Genomic DNA, 18,057 nt, shown 5'->3' on the forward strand with positions numbered 1-18,057 from the left:
GCACTCCTCCTCAGGAAACGGAGATCGCCCGTTCGGGGCAGGATCGGACGGCGGCCACCACCTGGGACTCCAGGGCGGCCGGGACCTCTTCGGCGACGGCCGAGGAGTGGCCGTCGACCTCGTCGAGCTCGAAGACCTGAGGGGCTTTCATGGCACAGAGCGTGTGCCCCTGGCACCGCTCGGGGTCGACTCTGACCTTCATCTGATCCGGACCTTCCGCGTTCTACTTGTGGAAGTCGTGCCACTTGAGGTAGCCGCCCGCGTCGACGCGCATCTGCATGCCGGTGACGTAGCGGGCCTCGTCGGAGGCGAGGAAGACCACGGTGTTGCTGATGTCGACGGGCTCGACGTAGCGGATCGGCATGGCCTGCTGGACGGCGAAGCCGGGCTCGGCGTCCTCGCGGGTCGGGTTCTCGAGGTCGGGCCGGAACGACTTGTACATCGGCTCGCTCATGAGCATCGGGGTGTTGACGTTCGTCGGGTGCAGGACGTTGGAGCGGATCCCGCGGGGGGCGAGGTTCCGGCCGAGCTCGTGCACGAAGTCGGCGAGCATCCGCTTGGCGACCTGGTAGCCGTTGCCGCCGGGGTTGGTGCCGACCGTCTGGGACATCGGGATGTTCATGAGGGCGGCCGCGGACCCGACCGCGATGATCGAGGCGCCCTCCTTCAGGTGCGGGATCGCGACGTGGATCGCGTTCATCGTGCCGATCAGGTTGGTGTTGATCACGTCGATCCAGGCCTGGAGGGCGGGCTCGCCGTGCAGCGGGGCGATGCCCGCCTGCGCCACGACGATGTCCAGGCGGCCGAGCTCGGCGACGCCGCGGTCCACGGCGTCCTTGAGCTGGGCGGCGTCGCGGACGTCGGCCTTCAGCGCGACGATCCGGCGTCCGTGCGCCTCGACCAGCCGGGCGGTCTCCTTGAGGTCCTCCGGCGAGGCCAGCTTGTAGCCGACCGTCGGGAGGTCCTCGCAGATGTCGACCGCGATGATGTCGGCGCCCTCCTCGGCCAGCCGCACCGCGTGGCTGCGTCCCTGCCCGCGTCCGGCGCCGGTGATGAAGGCGACCTTGCCCTCTACTCGTCCCATGTCTTCTCCTCGCTTGACGTGAGAACCTTCGTTCCAGTCCTTGAGAACCATACTCTCAAGAGGTTGATTCACAAATAGCGAGAATGTAGTTTCCACTTCACTAGGGAGGAGACCAGATGCCAGTTCAGGAGAGCACGCGTTTGCTCATCGACGGCAGGCTCGTCGAGACGGGGCGGACGCTGGAGTCCGTCAATCCGGCCACCGGCGAGACCGTCGGAGCGGCGGCGGACGCGGGCGTCGAGGAGGCGCGGGCCGCGATCGTCGCCGCCCGGCGCGCGTTCGACACGACCGCCTGGGCGACCGACGTGGAGCTGCGCGTCCGCTGCCTCGACCAGCTCCACAAGGCGCTGGAGGAGAACAAGGAGAGGCTGCGCGAGCTCACGATCGCCGAGGTCGGGGCGTCGGTGATGCTGACGCAGGGTCCGCAGCTCGACCACCCGATCGAGATCGTGCGCTACTACGCCGACCTGCTGAGGGACTACCCGCTGACGGAGGACCTCCCCGACGTCGAGATCCGCGGGCAGAAGCACCGCCGCTGGATCGAGAAGGAGGCGGCGGGCGTCGTCTCGGCGATCATCGCCTACAACTTCCCGAACCAGCTCGCGCTCGCCAAGCTCGCCCCCGCGCTCGCCGCCGGCTGCACGGTCGTGCTGAAGGGCGCTCCCGACACCCCGCTCGTCACCGGGCTGCTGGGTGAGATCATCGCCGAGTCCGGCATCCCGGCCGGGGTCGTCAACGTGCTGACCTCCTCCGAGGTCGCGGTCGGCGAGATCCTCACCACCCACCCCGACGTCGACATGGTCACCTTCACCGGCTCCACCGCGACCGGCAAGCGCATCATGGCGGCGGCCAGTGAGACGGTGAAGAAGACCTTCCTCGAGCTGGGCGGCAAGTCGGCGATGATCGTCCTGGACGACGCCGACTTCACCGCCGCGGCGCTGATGAGCGCCTTCATGGTCTGCTCCCACGCGGGACAGGGCTGCGCCATCACCACGCGTCTGCTGGTGCCGAGGGAGCGCCACGACGAGATCGTCGGCCTGGTCGCCGACTTCATGGGCAAGGTGACCGTCGGGGATCCGGCCGACCCCAGGACCTTCATGGGTCCGCTGATCAGCGCGAAGCAGCGGGAGAAGGTCCACGGCATGGTCGAGCGGGCCGTCGCCGACGGCGCGGTGCTGGTGCGGGGGGGCAAGCCCATCGATCCGGGCTTCTTCTACGAGCCGACCCTGCTCACCAACGTCGACGCCGACAGCGAGATCGCCCAGGACGAGGTCTTCGGCCCGGTCCTGGCCGTGATCACCTACGAGGACGACGACGACGCGGTCCGCATCGCCAACAACTCCGTGTTCGGACTGTCCGGCGGGGTGATGAGCGGGAGCGAGGAGCGGGCCCTGGGCATCGCCCGGCGCCTGCGCAGCGGCACGGTCGGCATCAACGGCGGCAACTATTTCGCCGCCGACGCGCCCTTCGGCGGCTACAAGCAGTCGGGCATCGGCAGGGAGAGCGGCGTCGCGGGGCTCGAGGAGTTCCTGGAGCACAAGACCCTCGCGGTGATCGCAAAATGAGGCCGCTGGAGGGTGTGCGCGTCCTCGAGGTCGCGATGTACGGCTTCGTCCCGAGCGCGGGGGCGGTGCTCTCCGACTGGGGCGCCGATGTGATCAAGGTCGAGCACGCCGTCAACGGCGACCCCCAGCGGGGGCTGCGGCAGATCGGCACGCTCAAGGTCGAGGGCGACCTCAACCCCAACGTCGAGCACGCCAACCGCGGCAAGCGGAGCATCGGCCTGCACCTCGGCAAGGCCGAGACCAAGGAGGTGCTGCACGAGCTGATCCGCCGTTCCGACGTCTTCCTGACGAGCTTCCTGCCCGAGGCGCGGGAGAAGTTCGGCATCGACGTCGACGACGTCCGCAAGGTGAACCCGCAGATCGTCTACGCCCGGGGCAGCGCACTCGGCCCGCGCGGCCCGGAGGCGGCTCGCGGCGGCTACGACATGACCGCTTTCTGGGCCCGCGGCTCCACCGCGGCCAGCCTCACCGCGCCCGGGACCGAGGGCATGATCATGCCGCCCGGGCCGGCCTACGGCGACACGATCTCCGGCACCAACCTCGCCGGGGGCATCGCGGCGGCGTTGTTCAGGCGCGAACGCACCGGGGAGACCTCGGTCGTGGACGTGTCGCTGCTCGGCAGCGGCGTGTGGGCCATGGGCCACGGCATCGCGCTGTCGGCCCATCTCGACCAGCCGCTCGTGGCCTCGCCGCCCGGCGCGCACGGGGCCCCCACCAACCCGCTGTCAGGCCTCTACCGGACGGCCGACGGCCGCTACCTGTCGTTCGTCATGCTCCAGCCGGCCAAGTTCTGGGCCGACGTCTGCCGGCACGTCGGCCGTCCCGAGGCGGCCGACGACCCCCGCTTCGCCACCGCGGCCCTGATCGCGGAGAACACGGCGGCGGGGGTCGAGATCCTGCGCGAGGCGATCGGGTCCAGGACACTGATCGAGTGGACCGAGCGGTTCGGCACCCTGGCGGGCCCCTGGGCGCCCGTGCAGGACTCCCTCCAGGTGACCGTGGACCCTCAGGTGAGGGCGAACGACTACCTGGTCCAGGCGGGTGAGCTGGAGCTGGCCGCGAGCCCGGTCCAGTTCGACGTGACCGCGCCGCCCCTGAGCGCGGCCCCGGAGTTCGCCGCTCTCGTTCCGGGTCAGCCGGTCAGGAAGGCCGCCATCGTCGGGAGCAGGGCGGCGTGCAGGGCGGCCGTGTCGGGCCGCACGTGCAGGTCGACCGTGACGCCCGAGCGGGCGGCGCGGGCGGCGAAGGACAGCGCGTCGTCCAGGTGGGGGTCGGTGCCCGCCGTCTGCATCTGGATCGGCGGCAGGCCGTGCAGGTTGGCGAACAGGGGGCTGAGCAGAGGGTCGGTCAGCGGGGTGCCGCCGGCGTACTCCGAGACGCGCTGCCGCAGGTGGGCGAGCGAGAAGCCGGGATCGGCCGCGGCGTTGAAGGAGAGGCTCGGAGCTTCCAGCGTGAAGTCGAGCATCGGAGAGACGAGGATCGCCCGGTGCGGCTGGACGGCTCCCTCGTCACGCAGCCTGACCAGGAGGGCGGTGGCCAGTCCCGCCCCGCCCCGCTCACCGGCCACGACGATCGGGTCGGCCCGCTCGCACAGATCGTAGGCCCGCCGGACGTCGTCGAGCGCCTCGGGGAAGGCGGACCGGTAGCGGGCGCAGACGACGATGCAGCCGGTCCTGATGGCGAGATGCCCGGCCCGGTCGAGCGCGCCCTCCGGGTCGGACGCCAGGTCGCGGTCGCCCGTCAGGTAGAGGACCACGCCGCCGGAGCGCGTGGGCGGACGGATGCTGAGGCCCAGCGAATGGGCGTCCACCCTGAGTTCAGTCGTCACGGCGCGTCATCCTCTCCACTGCGTTCCAGTGCTCGTCGGCGACCCAGAGCCGGGCGAAGGCGAGCGTCGCGTTCTCCTCCGACGGCGGGCCCGTCGTGATGTGCTTCAGTTCTCTTCCCGGTCCGTCCGCGAGCGACCGGGCCAGATCGCGCCAGCCCGCCGCGAACTCCGCCCGCGGCAGCACCCGGTCGATCAGCCCGATCCGCTCGGCCTCGGCGGTGCCGAGGACGGAGCCCTCCCCGGCCAGGATCATGGCCCGGCCGCGGCCCACCAGGGCGGCGAGCCGCTCGGCGCCGCCCCACGCGGGCATGATCGCCAGCTTGGCCTGGGTGAAGCCGATCCGGACGTCGTCGGCGGCGACCCGGATGTCGGCGGCCACCGCCACCTCCGCGCCGCCGCCCAGCGCGTGCCCGTTGAGCGCCGCGATGACCGGAGCGGGGAAGGCGGCGAGCCGGTCGCAGATCCGGCGCATCCGGACCGCCATCGCGATCGCGTCCTCGAGGGTCCGGACCGCGGCGAGCTGTTTGAGATCGCCGCCGGAGACGAAGGCGCGATCCCCGGCCCCGGTGATGACCAGGGCTCTGGCCCCCTCGGCCGCGTCGATGGCCTTGTCCAGCTCCTCCATGGTCGCCTGGGCGATCGCGTTGCGGGCCTCGGGCCGGTTGATGGTGATCACGGCCAGCCCGTCGGCCGTTTCGAGCTCTACCACGCGTCTCCTCGATGAGAGTGCCATTCTCGCAACTTGGTAATACCATATCCACCACCCCGAGAGGAGTATCTGTGATGCGGACGATCCCCCCAGAGCTGGCCGAGCGCTACGAGCGGGAGGGCTGGTGGACCAAGGAAACGATCGGCGACCTGCTGGCGAAGGGCCTGGCGGCCCACCCGGAGAGGACCTTCCGGGTGCATTCGGCGGTCCGTCCCTGGGAGGGGACCTTCGCTGACGTCGAGCGGACCGCCCGCAGGCTGGCGGCGGGCCTGCGCGAGCGCGGGGTGGGCCCGGGCGACGTGATCGCCTTCCAGCTCCCCAACTGGATGGAGGCCGCCGCGGTCTTCTGGGCCGCGTCCTTCATCGGCGCGCCGGTCGTCCCGATCGTCCACTTCTACGGGCGCAAGGAGGTCGGCTACATCCTCGGCTCGATCAAGCCGAAGGTCTTCGTCGGGGCCGGCGGGTTCGGGCGCCTGGAGTTCCACGCCGACCTGTGCGCCGACGTCCCGGTCGTCGGGGTGGTCGGCGACGGGGCGGAGGGCCCCGCCTTCGACGACCTGCTCGCGGACGAGCCGATGCCGGGCGTCCTGCCCGTGGACCCGGGGTCCGCGGCGCTCATCGCCTTCACCTCCGGCACCACCCGCGACCCCAAGGGCGTCGTGCACAGCCACCAGACGCTCGGCCACGAGACGCACCAGCTCGCCTCCACCTACCCCGAGACCATGCGGCGCTCGCTCACCGCGGCACCGGTCGGCCACTTCATCGGCATGATCAACGCCTTCCTCATCCCGGTCGTGCACGGGCACACCGTCGACCTCACCGACGTCTGGGACCCCGCGCAGGTCCTCGGGCTGATGAAGAGCGACGGCCTGAGCATCGGAGGCGGCGCCACCTACTACATGACCAGCCTGCTCGACCACCCCGACTTCACCTCCGCCCATCTGGAGCACATGCGCTACGCGGGCCTCGGCGGCTCCTCCGTGCCGTCGGCGGTGACCGAGCGGCTGGACGGCCTCGGCATCACGGTCTTCCGCGCCTACGGCAGCACCGAGCATCCGTCGATCACCTGCTCGCACCACACGTCGGCCGCGGCCAAGCGGCTCTACACCGACGGCGCGGTGCTGCCCGGCGTGGAGATCCGGCTGGCCGAGGACGGCGAGATCCTCAGCCGCGGTCCCGACCTCTGCCTCGGCTACACCGACCCGGAGATCACCGCCAGCGCCTTCGACGCCGACGGCTGGTACCGCACCGGCGACGTCGGGGTCCTCGACGGCGACGGCTACCTCACCATCACCGACCGCAAGGCCGACTTCATCATCAGGGGCGGGGAGAACATCAGCGCCCTCGAGGTCGAGGACGTCCTGCTGACCATCGCCGGCGTCGCCGAGGCCGCGGTGGTCGCCGCCCCCGACGAGCGCCTCGGCGAGCACGCCGCCGCCGTGCTGCGGATGCTGCCGGGCAACCTCCTGCCCTCCCTCGGGGAGATGCGCCACCACCTGCAGGAGGCCGGTCTGGCCCGCCAGAAGTGGCCCGAGGAGGTCCACGAGGTCGCGGACTTCCCCAGGACCGCCAGCGGCAAGATCCAGAAGTTCGTCCTCAGGCGGGACATTGCGGCTCGCTCGCATTGAGAATAGTATTCTCATTATTGACAAAGGAGTGTTCCAGTGGCTGTGCGCGAGACGCCCTATCCGCTGTTCGACGCGGACAATCATCTCTACGAGGCCGAGGACGCGCTGACGCGGTACCTCCCCAAGGAGTACGCGAGCGCGATCCAGTTCGTGGAGGTCAAAGGCCGCAAGAAGATCGCGATCCGCGGTCAGATCAGCGACTACATCCCCAACCCCACCTTCGACGTCGTGGCCAGGCCCGGCGCGTGGGAGACCTACTTCCGCGAGGGCAACCCCGAGGGCAAGTCCCACCGCGAGCTGTTCGGCGAGCCGATGCGCTCCATCCCCGCCTTCCGCGAGCCCGGCTCGCGCCTGGAGCTCATGGACGAGCAGGGCATCGACCGCACCCTGATGTTCCCGACCCTGGCCAGCCTCATCGAGGAACGGATGCGGGACGACCCGGAACTCATCCACGTCGTCGTCCACGCCCTCAACCAGTGGCTCCACGAGACCTGGCAGTTCAACCACAAGAACCGCATCTACACCACTCCGGTGATCAGTCTTCCGATCGTCGACAAGGCGATCGAGGAGTTGGAATGGTGCCTGGAGCGGGGCGCGCGGGCGATCCTCGTGCGTCCCGCGCCGGTGCCGGGACCGCGCGGCCCGCGCTCCTTCGCCAACGAGGAGTTCGACCCCTTCTGGAAGATCGTCGAGGAGAACGGCGTGCTCGTCGGCATGCACTCCTCCGACAGCGGCTACTCGCGCTACTCCAGTGAGTGGGAGGGCCGCTCCCAGGAGATGACGCCCTTCAAGCCGCAGGTGTTCCGGATGGTCAACGAGTGGCGCCCGGTCATGGACGCGGTGTCCTCCTGGGTCTGCCACGGCGCGCTGTTCCGCTTCCCCGAGCTGAAGGTCTCGGTCATCGAGAACGGCTCGACCTGGCTGGTGCCGCTGCTCGACCAGCTCGCCTCGGTCTACAAGAAGCAGCCGAACGGCTTCCTCGGCGACCCCGTCGAGGAGGTGCGCAACCGGATCCACATCAGCCCGTTCTGGGAGGAGGACATGGCCGCGCTCTCCGACATCGTCGGTGTGGAGCGGGTCCTGTTCGGCTCGGACTACCCCCACCCCGAGGGCCTGGCCGACCCCGCCAGCTACCTGGAGGCCATCAAGAAGATGGACCCGTCCGACCAGGCGAAGATCATGGGTGGCAACCTGGCAAGGCTGATCGACGCATGAGGGCCGAGACCATCCCCCGGATGGTCCTGAGCGCCGCTGACCGCTTCGGCGACGCCGAAGCAGTCGTGGACGGCCCGCTCAGGCTGAGCTTCGCCGAACTGGCGGAGCGCGTCCGGGTCGCCGCGGGCGCCTTCGCCGAGGCGGGGATCGACCGGGGCGACCGGGTCGCGCTCTGGGCCCCGAACTCGGCCGAGTGGATGATCGCCGCGTTCGGCGTGCTGACCGCCGGTGGCGTGGTGGTCCCGGTCAACACCCGGTTCCAGACCGGCGAGGCGGCCGACGTGATCGCCCGCAGCGGCGCCAGGGCCCTCCTGGTCCAGGAGGGCTTCCTCGGCCGGGACTACCCCGCGCCGCCCGGCGTCCCGGTGATCGATCTCAAGTCCGGCTTCCTGGAGAGCGGCAAACCGCTGGAACGGACGGTCGAGCCGACCGACATCGCCGACGTCATCTTCACCTCCGGCACCACGGGACGGCCCAAGGGCGTGATGATGAACCACGCCCAGACGCTCCGGCTCTACTCCGAGTGGTGCGACCTGGCCGACCTGCGCGAGGGCGACCGGTACCTGATCGTCAACCCGTTCTTCCACACCTTCGGTTACAAGGCGGGCTGCATCGCCGCGATGATCCGTGGCGCGACCGTGCTCCCCGTTCCGGTGTTCGACCTGGACCAGGTGCTGGAGCTGGTCGAACGGGAACGGGTGACGATGCTGCCCGGCCCGCCGACCCTCTACCACTCGCTGCTGGAGGCCGGCGGGGACCGGGACCTGTCGTCGCTGCGCTCGGCCGTCACGGGCGCCGCCGACATCCCGGTCGAGCTGATCCGGCGGATGCGCGAGCGGCTGCCGTTCCGTTCGATCATGACGGGTTACGGGCTCACCGAGGCCGGTACCGCCACCGCCTCACGGCCCGGCGACTCCTTCGAGTCGATCGCCACGACCGTCGGCCCCGCCTGCGACGGCGTCGAGGTCCGCGTCGCCGACGACGGAGAGGTCCTGGTCCGCGGCTACACGGTCATGCAGGGCTACCTGGACGATCCCGAGGCCACCGCCGAGGCGATCGACGCCGACGGCTGGCTGCACACGGGCGACCTCGGAACCCTCGACGACCGCGGTTACCTGCGGATCGTCGGCCGCAAGAAGGACATGTTCATCGTGGGCGGCTTCAACGCCTACCCCGCCGAGATCGAGGGCTTCCTGATGGAGCATCCGGCCGTCGCGCAGGCCGCCGTCATCGGCGTCCCGGACGAGCGGCTCGGCCAGGTCGGCAAGGCCTTCGTGGTCAGGCGGGGCGATCTGACGGCCGAGGCGCTGATCGAGTGGAGCCGCACCCGCATGGCGGGCTACAAGATCCCCCGCGAAGTGGTGTTCCTCGACACACTCCCCCTGAACGCCACCGGCAAGGTCATGAAGGACGAGCTGAAATGAGCGAGCAGACCTCCTCCGGGATTCCCCTGGAGCCCATCTACGGACCGGAGGACCGGCCCGGTGACCCGCCCCCGCCGGGGACCTTCCCCTTCACCCGGGGCAACTTCCCGTCCGGGTACCGGGGACGGCTGTGGACCTTCCGCCAGTACTCGGGATTCGGGACGGCCGAGGAGTCCAACCAGCGCTACCGGTACCTGCTGGGGCAGGGCGGCACCGGGCTCTCGGTGGCACTCGACCTGCCCACGCAGTGCGGTTACGACTCCGACGACCCCGAGGTGACCGAGGAGGTCGGCAGGGTCGGCGTCGCCGTCGACACCCTCGCCGACGCCGAGGTGCTCTTCGACGGCATCCCGCTCGACCGGATCAGCACGAGCTTCACCATCAACGGGACGGCCGCGATCCTCCTGGCGTTCTACGTCGCCGCCGCCGAACGCTCGGGAGTGCCGCGCGAGAAGCTCACCGGGACGATCCAGAACGACATCCTCAAGGAGTACGCCTCCCGCGGCACCTGGATCTGGCCGCCGGAGCCGTCGCTGCGGCTCATCGCCGACACGATCGAGTTCTGCGCCGCCGAGGTCCCCAGGTTCAACGCGATCTCGGTCGCGGGGGCGCACTTCCGCGACGCGGGCGCGAGCGCCGTCCAGGAGATGGCGTTCACGCTGGCCGACGGCGTCACCTACTGTGACACCGTGCTCGAGCGCGGCCGGATGAGCATCGAGAAGTTCGCGCCGCAGATCTCCTTCTTCTTCTACACCCACGGCGACTTCTTCGAGGAGGTCGCCAAGTACCGGGCGGGCCGCCGCCGCTGGGCGACGATCGTCCGCGAGCGGTACGGCGCCACCACCGACAAGGCGTCGATGTTCCGGTTCGGTTGCGTCGCCGGCGGCGCCTCGCTGTACGCGCCGCAGGCCCAGAACAACATCGTGCGGGTCGCCTACGAGGCGATGGCCTCGGTGCTGGGCGGGGTCCAGTCGATGTTCACCGCCGCCTGGGACGAGCCGTTCGCGCTGCCCAGCGAGGAGTCCGCGACGCTCGCCCTGCGCACCCAGCAGATCCTCGCCCACGAGACCGGGGTGACCAGGGTCGCCGACCCGCTCGGCGGCTCCTACTTCGTCGAGGCCCTCACCGACGCCACCGAGGCCAAGATCATCGAGATCATGGACGACCTCGAGCGGCACGGCGGCATGGTCCGCGCGATCGAGGACGGTTATCTCCAGGGCCTCATCGCCGACGAGGCCTACAAGATCCACAAGGAGATCGAGAGCGGTGAGCGCCCGGTGGTGGGCGTCAACCGGTTCGTCTCCGACGAGCCCGCCCCCGACCTCGCCACCTACGAGCTGGACGCCGACGGGCGCGAACGCCAGCTCAAACGGCTGGCGAGGGTCAAGTCCGAACGCGACCAGGCCGCCGTGCGCGACACCCTGGCCGCACTCACCCGCGCCGCGGAGGGAACCGACAACCTCATGCATCCGCTGATCGACTGCGCCAACGCCTACTGCACGGTCGGCGAGATGGTCGCCGCCCTCAAGGCGGTCTGGGGCGAGTTCCAGCAGCCGGTGGTGTTCTGATGCCGGTGCGCGTGCTCATCGCCAAGCCCGGCCTGGACGGCCACGACCGCGGCGCGAAGATCGTCGCCCGTGCCCTGCGGGACGCCGGGTTCGAGGTGGTCTTCACCGGGATCCGGCAGAAGGTCGAGGACATCGTCTCGATCGCGCTGCAGGAGGACGTCGCGCTGGTCGGGCTGAGCATCCTGTCCGGCGCCCACGTCGCGCTCACCTCCCGCACCGTCGAGGCACTGAGGGCCGCAGGCGCGGACGACATCGACGTGATCGTCGGCGGCACGATCCCCCTCGGCGACGTGCCGCGGCTCAAGCTGGCGGGCGCGGCGGCGGTGTTCCCGACGGGCACCTCCCTCGACACCCTCGTCAACGAGGTCCGCGCCCTCACCGCATCCGACTCTTCGGTCTAGGGCCTGTTTCAAAGCCACCTGCCCTACTACGCGACGTCCAGGCACGCACCTCGGGGGCTTGTCGTCAGTCGCCGGCCACACCAGGCCGACTCCCTCCTCCGCACCCCCGAGGCACGCACCTGGACGCCGCTCGCCACGGGCGCCGACTTCGAAACAGACCCTAGGAGCCACCATGCGCATCGGAGTAATGATCGGGCCGGAGCGGGGCGACTCGTCCCGCAAGGCCGCACGCATGATCGACGACATCAGGTGGGCCGAGGAGGCGGGGATGGACACCGCCTGGATCCCGCAGGTCCCCACCGACTTCGACGCCCTCATCGCGGTGTCCCTCATGGGGGCCGCCACCTCGCGCATCGAGCTCGGGACCGCGGTGGTGCCGCTCCAGGCCCAGCACCCGATCGCCCTGGCCCGCCAGGCGATGTCGGCGCAGGCCGCCACCGGGGGACGGCTCGCGCTCGGCGTCGGCCCCTCGCACCACTGGATCGTCCAGGACATGCTCGGGCTGCCCTACGACAAGCCCGCCGCCTACACCCGCGACTACCTGGAGGTCCTGGACGCCGCCTTCGCCGGCACCGGCTCCGCGGACGTCGAGAACGACACCTTCACCGTGCACAACCCGCTCGGCATCGCCCCAGTGGCGCCGCTGCCCGTGCTGGTCGCGGCGCTCGGCCCGGTGATGCTGCGCATCGCGGGGGAGCGGGCCGACGGCACGGTCCTGTGGATGGCCGACGAGCGGAACATCGCCGAGCACATCGCGCCCAGGATCACCAAGGCCGCGGACGATGCGGGCCGCCCGGCGCCCCGCATCGTCGCGGGGGTCCCGGTCTGCCTGTGCGAGCCGTCGCGGGTCGACGAGGCGCGCGAGCGGGCCAACCGGATCCTCGGCGAGGCCGAGATCTCCCCGAACTACCAGAAGCTGCTGGAGCACGGTGACGCCCGGGACGTGGGCGACCTGTGCGCGGCGGGCGACGAGGAGGCCATCGCGGCCCGGCTGCGGCGCTTCGCCGACGCCGGCGTCACCGACCTTTCGGTGCGCCTGCTGCCGATCGGCGAGAACCGCGAGGAGCTGATCGCCTCCAAGCGCCGCACCCGCGAGATGATCGCCTCGGTCGCGGCCTCGCTCAGATGAGCGGAGGTCCGCTGGCGGGCATCAGGATCCTCGAGGTCGGCACGATGCTGGCCGGGCCGTACGCGACCATGATGCTCGCCGACCTCGGCGCCGAGGTCACCAAGATCGAACCGGCGGGCGGGGACATCTCCCGCCAGGTCGGCGACTCCTACTTCGCCAGCCTCAACCGCGGCAAGCGGAGCGTCCGCCTCGACCTGACCTCGGAGGAGGGCAGGGAGCGCCTCGGCGGCCTGGTCGCGGGGGCGCACGCGCTGCTGGTGAACCTCAAGCCGTCGGCGATCCACCGGTACGGCCTCACCTACGAGGCGCTGCGGAGGTGGAACGAGGGCATCGTCTGCGTGGCGCTCACCGGATTCGGGCTCCACGCGGGAGACGACCCCGCCTTCGACTACGTCGTGCAGGCCGCGACGGGCGTCGCGGCGCTGACCGGGGATCCCGACGGCCCGCCGACGCTGCCCGGCTACTCCTCGGCCGACAACTCCACCGGGCTCACGGCGGCGATCGGGCTCCTCGCCCAGATCGTGTCGGGGCGCGGCGGCCAGGTCGAGGTCTCCCTGCGCGACGTCATGCTCTCCCAGCTCAACTACCGGGCGGCCGCCTACCTGAACGACGGCGTCGAACCGCGGCGCCACCCCAACGGCGCGCACTCCTTCTACGTGCCCGCCCAGCTCTTCCCCACCGCCGAGGGCCATCTCGCCCTGTTCGTCACCCACGACGCCTTCTGGAAGGCGTTCGCCGCGGAGGCGGGCATCGAGGGCTTCCCGACGATGGCCGAGCGGGTCGCGCGCCGCGAGGAGGTGCTGTCCGCGGTCACCCGGGCCCTGGCGGCGGACTCGGCCCTGTCCTGGGAGGCGCGGCTGCGTCCCTGGGGCGTGCCGGCGGCGGCGGTCCGCACCCTGCCCGAGGCGCTGGAGGCCACCCCCGAGGCGATCGTCACGGCGGGAGACTTCCGGCTCGTCGCCAATCCCGTCCGGGTCGCGGGCTACACCCCGGCCTACGGGCCCCCGCCGGGCCTCGGCGAGCACGACGAGGCCTGACGGCCGGGGCCCGGCGCGGGCCCCGGCCCCGGCCTCGCCTGTCACTCGTAGACGACGGTCACCGACGGGCTGTCCGGCACTCCCTGGCAGGTGAGGATGTAGCCCTCGGCGATCTCGTCCTCGGTCAGCGCGTCGTTGACCCGCATCGTCGCCGAACCCTCGGTGAGCCGGGCGATGCAGGTCGCGCAGTTGCCCGCCTCGCAGGAGAAGGGCGGGGCCAGCCCGGCGCGTCGGGCGCTCTGCAGCAGGGTCTCGCCCGCGTGGCGGGGAACGGTGGCCCGCTTGCGGCCCAGCACGATCCTGATCTCCCCGTCGGCTTCGGCGGGGGATCCGGCTGCCTCCTCGGCGGGGACGGCCGCCGGTGCGCCGAAGCGCTCGATGAACAGGGTGCCGGGGCCGGGAAGGGACGCCTCCACGACGTCCATGAAGGGTTCGGGGCCGCAGACGTAGCAGTCGGCTCCGGCGTCCGCCCCGACGAACTCCGCGACGGCGGCGGCGTCGACGTAGCCGTCCTCGGCGTCCAGGTGCCGCACGACCTCCAGCCGTCCGGGATACCTCTCGGCCAGCGCGGTCAGCTCCTTGTCGAAGATGAGCGCGTCACGGTCGCGGTCGGCGCACAGCAGCCGCACCCTGCGGTCGGTGCCCGCCAGCGCGCTCTTGGCGAGGGAGAGGATCGGCGTGATCCCGCTGCCGCCGGAGAAGCCGAGCAGCGGCTCCTCGGTCTCGCGCAGGCAGAAGACGCCCGCCGGCCTGGTCAGCTCCAGGACGTCGCCCTCGGAGACGTTCTCGTGCAGCCAGTTCGAGATCCGGCCGCCCGGCACCCGCTTGACCGTCGTCATCAGCTCGGTGTCGGTCTCCGGCGCACTCGACATGGAGTACGAGCGCAGATGGTCCGTGCCGTCGAGGGGGACCCGGAACGTGCAGAACTGCCCGGCCCGGTAGGCGAACGGCCCGCCCTCCGGAGCCAGGACGAACGTGAGGGCGTCGTCCGTCTCCCGGACGATCCGGAGGACGGTCGCCCGCTGGAAGAGGGGGGGTCTCGGCACTTACTGCCTCCTTCTGGTATGAAAGTTCTAGCAATGCGAGAATACTATTCTCGTTCAACAGATGGGAGCCTCTCGCATGAGCGACCGGATCGCCCTCGTCTTCGAGGAACAGGAGTTCAGCCGGGAGAGGCTGGACACGCTGAGCGACGGGCTCGCGGCCCGGCTGGCCCAGCGGGAAGGCGTCAGGCCGGGAGACCGGGTGGCGCTCATGTCGTCCAACCGCCCCGAGTTCGTGGTGGCGGTCCAGGCGATCTGGCGGCTCGGCGCCGCCGTCGTGCTGTTCAGCCCCGCGTGGAAGCGCGCCGAGGCCGAACACGCGCTGGCGATCACCCAGCCGGCGCACGCCGTCGGCGACCACCCCGTGCTGGCCGAGCTGATGCCGATGCTGAGCCTCGACGAGCCGATCGAGCCCGGCTGGGTCCGGCCCCGCACCGCCGACCTGGACGCCGACGCCGTCCTGGTCTTCAGCTCGGGGACCACGGGCCTGCCCAAGGCCGTCCGGCACACCCACCGCTCGTTCGGCGCCGCGGTCAAGCACTGGAGGGAGGCGCTCGGCATGACCGGGCGCGACCGCATCCAGATCGCCACCCCGCCCTCCCACATCCTGGGCCTGCTCAACATCGTCACGGCGCTGGAGTCCGGCGCCTGGATGCGGCTGCACCGCAGGTTCGACCTCGACCGGCTGCTCGAGTGCGTCGAGAACGACCGGATCACCATCGAGATGGCCGTCGCGCCGATCGCCCTGGCGATGGCCGCGCACCCCAAGCTCGAGTCCTACGACCTGTCTTCGCTGCGTTTCATCATGTGGGGCGCGACTCCGGTCACCCGGAGCGTCGCGGAGACCGTCACGGCCCGCAGCGGGGTCGGCTGGGTCCCGGCCTACGGGGCGAGCGAGCTGCCCGTGATCACGTGCAACCCGGTCGGCGCCTCCGACCTCGACAGCGCCGGCCGGGCCGTGCCCGGGGTGGAGCTGCGGGTGGTCTCGCTGGAGACCGGCGAACCCGTCGGTCCCGGCGAGACGGGCGAGATCCAGGTCCTCGCCTCCTCGGTGATGGCCGGATACCTGCCCGCCGAGGCCACGGCCGAGGCCTTCGACGACGGCTGGTACCGCACCGGCGACGTGGGCCATCTCGACCAGGGCGGCTGGCTCCGGATCACCGACCGCTCCAAGGAAATGATCAAGGTGAGGGGTTTCCAGGTCGCGCCCGCCGAGATCGAGGCGGTGCTGCACGGCCATCCGTCGGTCGCCGACTGCGCGGTCTACGGCGTGCCCGATCGCGCCGACGGTGAGGCGATCATCGCCGCGGTTCTTCCCACCGGGCCGGTCGACCCCGCGGAGCTCGTGAAGCTCGTCGGGGAGCGGCTGGCCTCCTACAAGCGGCCGAGCCGGATCGTGCTCGTGGCCGACATCCCCCGCCTGCCCTCGGGCAAGGTGCTGCGCCGAGTCCTGAAGGAGCGCCATGGACGCCCGTCTGACCACTGAGCAGCGTGAGCTGCGCGAAGCCGCGGCCCGGCTGGCCGACGACCTCGGCCCGGGCTCCGTGCTCGACCTGGACGACGCCGAGCGGACCGCCCGGCTGGAGAAGGCCGTCGCCTCGACGGGCTGGCGGGCGCTGCGCTCCGACGGCGCCTCCGGTGTGGAGGCGGCGATCGTCGCGGAGGAGTTCGGCCGCGGCCTGGTCGACGTCCCGTTCCTCGGCCCCCTGCTCGCCGACGACCTGCGAGGCCCCGGCCCCTGGACGATCAGCGCGGACGGCGTCGCGTTCGACGCCGCAGGTGCCGGCCACGCCGTCGCCCTGCGCGGAGAGACGCTGCTGACGGGCCGGATCGGGGAGGCCGTGCCGACCGCCGACCTGACCCGCCGCTCGGCCGAGGCGGCGGACCTCGCACCCGCGGGAGAGGTGAGCGCCGAGAGGGCCGGCCGATGGCACGCCCTGGCGCTCGTCGTCACCTGCGCCGACCTGCTCGGCGCGGCCAGGGGAGCGCACTCCCTGGCGGTCGGCTACGCCAAGGTCCGCGAGCAGTACGGCCGGACCATCGGCTCCCATCAGGCCGTCTCCCACCCGCTCGCCGAGGGGCTGGCGCTGATCGAGGGTTCGGTGAGCGTGCTGCGCCACGCCGCCTGGGCCGTGGACGCCCTGCCCCCGGCGGAGGCGCTTCAAGCCGCCCGTGTGGCCAAGCTGTACTGCGCGCGTGCCGCGCTGACCGTCTGCGAGACGGCCGTCCAGGTCCACGGCGGCATCGGCAACACCTGGGAGTGTCTCGCCCACGTCCACCTGCGGCGGGCGCTCACGTCCGCCGAGCTGTTCCCGGTCCGCCTGGAGGAGATCGATCTTGGACTTTCGTGACGCGCCGGAGGAGGCCGCCTTCCGCGACCGCCTCCGCACCTGGCTGGCCGAGCACGCCAAGGCCTTCTCGGCCTCGGGCGATGAGTACTGGGAGAAGCAGGCGGCCTGGCACCGGGCCCTGCACGGGGCGGGTTTCTTCGGGCTGTCCTGGCCCGCCGCCCACGGCGGCCAGGACCTGCCGCCCGTCTACGACGTGATCCTCGACGAGGAGCTGGCCAGGGCGGGTGCCCCGCCGCGCCCCAGCCTCGGCTACCTGGTGCACGGCCTCGGCCGCCACGGCGACGAGGACCTGCGCCGCCGCTTCCTGCCCGGAATGATCGACGGCTCGGAGCGCTGGTGCCAGGGGTTCAGCGAGCCCGGCGCCGGCTCCGACCTCGCCTCCCTGACGACCACCGCCACCCGCGACGGCGACTCCTGGGTCATCCACGGCCACAAGATCTGGACCAGCTACTCCGACGTCGCCGACTGGTGCCTGCTGCTGGCCAGGACCGACCCGGAGGCCCCCCGCCACAAGGGGATCTCGGCCTTCATCGTCCCCATGCACCAGGAGGGCGTCGAACAGCGCCCGCTGCGCATGATCAACGGGGTGACGACCGAGTTCGGCCAGGTCCTCTTCGACGGCGCCCGCACCCCGGCCGAGAACATGGTCGGCGCCCCCGGCGAGGGCTGGGCCCTGGCCATGACGGTCGTCGGCCACGAACGCGAGCCCTCGACCCTCGGCTACTCCGCCCGTTACGGCAAGCTCGTCCGCTCCCTGGCCGAACGCGCGGGGGCGAATCCGCCCGCCGAGCTCGCCTGGGCGGCCGTCCAGGCGGAGATGCTGCGGCTGCACGTGCGCCGTCGGCTGTCGGAGCAGCTCGACGGCGTCGTGCACGGCCCCGACGGCTCCCTCGACAAGCTGCTCATGACCTGGGTCGAGCAGTCGGTCGGGCACGCCGCCCTCACCGTCGGCGGCACCCGCGATCCCGAACTGCTGAACGCCTACCTCTACAGCCGCGCGCAGAGCGTCATGGGCGGCACCTCGCAGATCCAGAAGAACATCATCGCCTCACGCATCCTCGGATTGGGAGCCTGA

At 71.3% G+C, this 18,057-nt stretch carries 16 protein-coding genes and 1 pseudogene; 12 read left to right on the forward strand and 5 right to left on the reverse strand.

What is annotated here, in order from left to right; all coding sequences use genetic code 11:
* Positions 1-10 precede the first annotated feature (10 nt).
* Both ABD785_RS09925 and ABD785_RS09930 read right to left on the reverse strand, forming a co-directional pair.
* Positions 11-202 carry a ferredoxin gene (locus tag ABD785_RS09925; protein ID WP_344825096.1) on the reverse strand — a complete coding sequence of 64 codons (192 nt, stop codon included), beginning with the start codon at positions 200-202 and terminating at the stop codon, positions 11-13.
* 21 nt (positions 203-223) lie between these two features.
* Complete coding sequence (locus tag ABD785_RS09930) at positions 224-1,084, reverse strand: mycofactocin-coupled SDR family oxidoreductase (protein ID WP_344825099.1); 861 nt, start codon at positions 1,082-1,084, stop codon at positions 224-226.
* 116 nt (positions 1,085-1,200) lie between these two features.
* Here ABD785_RS09930 and ABD785_RS09935 point away from each other — a divergent pair, with 116 nt between their 5' ends.
* On the forward strand, positions 1,201-2,649 hold the full coding sequence (locus ABD785_RS09935) for an aldehyde dehydrogenase family protein (protein ID WP_344825102.1): 1,449 nt from the start codon (positions 1,201-1,203) through the stop codon (positions 2,647-2,649).
* Positions 2,646-3,746 (forward strand): annotated as a pseudogene (locus tag ABD785_RS09940) (CaiB/BaiF CoA transferase family protein); the annotation flags it as partial. The gene ABD785_RS09935 and the pseudogene ABD785_RS09940, both read left to right, overlap by 4 nt.
* Before the next feature lie 35 nt (positions 3,747-3,781).
* Here ABD785_RS09940 and ABD785_RS09945 read toward each other — a convergent pair.
* Both ABD785_RS09945 and ABD785_RS09950 read right to left on the reverse strand, forming a co-directional pair.
* Complete coding sequence (locus ABD785_RS09945; protein ID WP_344825105.1) at positions 3,782-4,477, reverse strand: alpha/beta hydrolase fold domain-containing protein; 696 nt, start codon at positions 4,475-4,477, stop codon at positions 3,782-3,784.
* Positions 4,467-5,186 (reverse strand): enoyl-CoA hydratase/isomerase family protein, encoded by a 720-nt coding sequence (locus ABD785_RS09950; RefSeq protein WP_344825108.1) that lies wholly within the window; start codon positions 5,184-5,186, stop codon positions 4,467-4,469. The genes ABD785_RS09945 and ABD785_RS09950 overlap by 11 nt, the downstream gene beginning before the upstream one ends.
* 74 nt (positions 5,187-5,260) lie before the next feature.
* Between ABD785_RS09950 and ABD785_RS09955 the strand changes: the two genes are divergently transcribed.
* The 7 genes from ABD785_RS09955 to ABD785_RS09985 all read left to right on the forward strand — a co-directional run bounded on the left by ABD785_RS09955 (position 5,261) and on the right by ABD785_RS09985 (position 13,588).
* Positions 5,261-6,814 (forward strand): AMP-binding protein, encoded by a 1,554-nt coding sequence (locus ABD785_RS09955; RefSeq protein WP_344825110.1) that lies wholly within the window; start codon positions 5,261-5,263, stop codon positions 6,812-6,814.
* A 36-nt stretch (positions 6,815-6,850) separates the two neighbouring features.
* The gene (locus ABD785_RS09960; protein ID WP_344825112.1) at positions 6,851-8,029 is read left to right on the forward strand and encodes an amidohydrolase family protein; all 1,179 of its coding nucleotides are present in this window, start codon (positions 6,851-6,853) and stop codon (positions 8,027-8,029) included.
* Positions 8,026-9,453 carry a FadD3 family acyl-CoA ligase gene (locus ABD785_RS09965; protein WP_344825115.1) on the forward strand — a complete coding sequence of 476 codons (1,428 nt, stop codon included), beginning with the start codon at positions 8,026-8,028 and terminating at the stop codon, positions 9,451-9,453. Before ABD785_RS09960 ends, ABD785_RS09965 begins: the two co-directional genes overlap by 4 nt.
* Positions 9,450-11,021 (forward strand): methylmalonyl-CoA mutase family protein, encoded by a 1,572-nt coding sequence (locus tag ABD785_RS09970; protein WP_344825118.1) that lies wholly within the window; start codon positions 9,450-9,452, stop codon positions 11,019-11,021. The genes ABD785_RS09965 and ABD785_RS09970 overlap by 4 nt, the downstream gene beginning before the upstream one ends.
* Positions 11,021-11,422, forward strand: coding sequence for a cobalamin B12-binding domain-containing protein (locus ABD785_RS09975; protein WP_344825121.1), 402 nt, complete (start codon positions 11,021-11,023; stop codon positions 11,420-11,422). Before ABD785_RS09970 ends, ABD785_RS09975 begins: the two co-directional genes overlap by 1 nt.
* A gap of 172 nt (positions 11,423-11,594) precedes the next feature.
* Positions 11,595-12,551: an LLM class F420-dependent oxidoreductase gene (locus ABD785_RS09980; protein WP_344825124.1), complete on the forward strand. Its 957-nt coding sequence runs from the start codon at positions 11,595-11,597 to the stop codon at positions 12,549-12,551.
* Positions 12,548-13,588 carry a CaiB/BaiF CoA transferase family protein gene (locus tag ABD785_RS09985; protein ID WP_344825127.1) on the forward strand — a complete coding sequence of 347 codons (1,041 nt, stop codon included), beginning with the start codon at positions 12,548-12,550 and terminating at the stop codon, positions 13,586-13,588. The genes ABD785_RS09980 and ABD785_RS09985 overlap by 4 nt, the downstream gene beginning before the upstream one ends.
* A 41-nt stretch (positions 13,589-13,629) precedes the next feature.
* On the opposite strand, the gene ABD785_RS09990 is transcribed toward ABD785_RS09985, so the two are convergent.
* Positions 13,630-14,634 (reverse strand): 2Fe-2S iron-sulfur cluster-binding protein, encoded by a 1,005-nt coding sequence (locus tag ABD785_RS09990; RefSeq protein WP_344825130.1) that lies wholly within the window; start codon positions 14,632-14,634, stop codon positions 13,630-13,632.
* Between the two features lie 76 nt (positions 14,635-14,710).
* Between ABD785_RS09990 and ABD785_RS09995 the strand changes: the two genes are divergently transcribed.
* The 3 genes from ABD785_RS09995 to ABD785_RS10005 are packed head-to-tail and all read left to right on the forward strand — an operon-like array spanning position 14,711 to position 18,057.
* Complete coding sequence (locus tag ABD785_RS09995) at positions 14,711-16,117, forward strand: class I adenylate-forming enzyme family protein (RefSeq protein ID WP_344825133.1); 1,407 nt, start codon at positions 14,711-14,713, stop codon at positions 16,115-16,117.
* The gene (locus tag ABD785_RS10000; protein WP_344825136.1) at positions 16,095-16,982 is read left to right on the forward strand and encodes an acyl-CoA dehydrogenase family protein; all 888 of its coding nucleotides are present in this window, start codon (positions 16,095-16,097) and stop codon (positions 16,980-16,982) included. The genes ABD785_RS09995 and ABD785_RS10000 overlap by 23 nt, the downstream gene beginning before the upstream one ends.
* Positions 16,969-18,057 (forward strand): acyl-CoA dehydrogenase family protein, encoded by a 1,089-nt coding sequence (locus ABD785_RS10005; RefSeq protein WP_344825139.1) that lies wholly within the window; start codon positions 16,969-16,971, stop codon positions 18,055-18,057. Before ABD785_RS10000 ends, ABD785_RS10005 begins: the two co-directional genes overlap by 14 nt.

It is taken from the genome of Actinocorallia longicatena (assembly GCF_039534125.1).
Lineage (GTDB): Bacteria > Actinomycetota > Actinomycetes > Streptosporangiales > Streptosporangiaceae > Actinocorallia > Actinocorallia longicatena.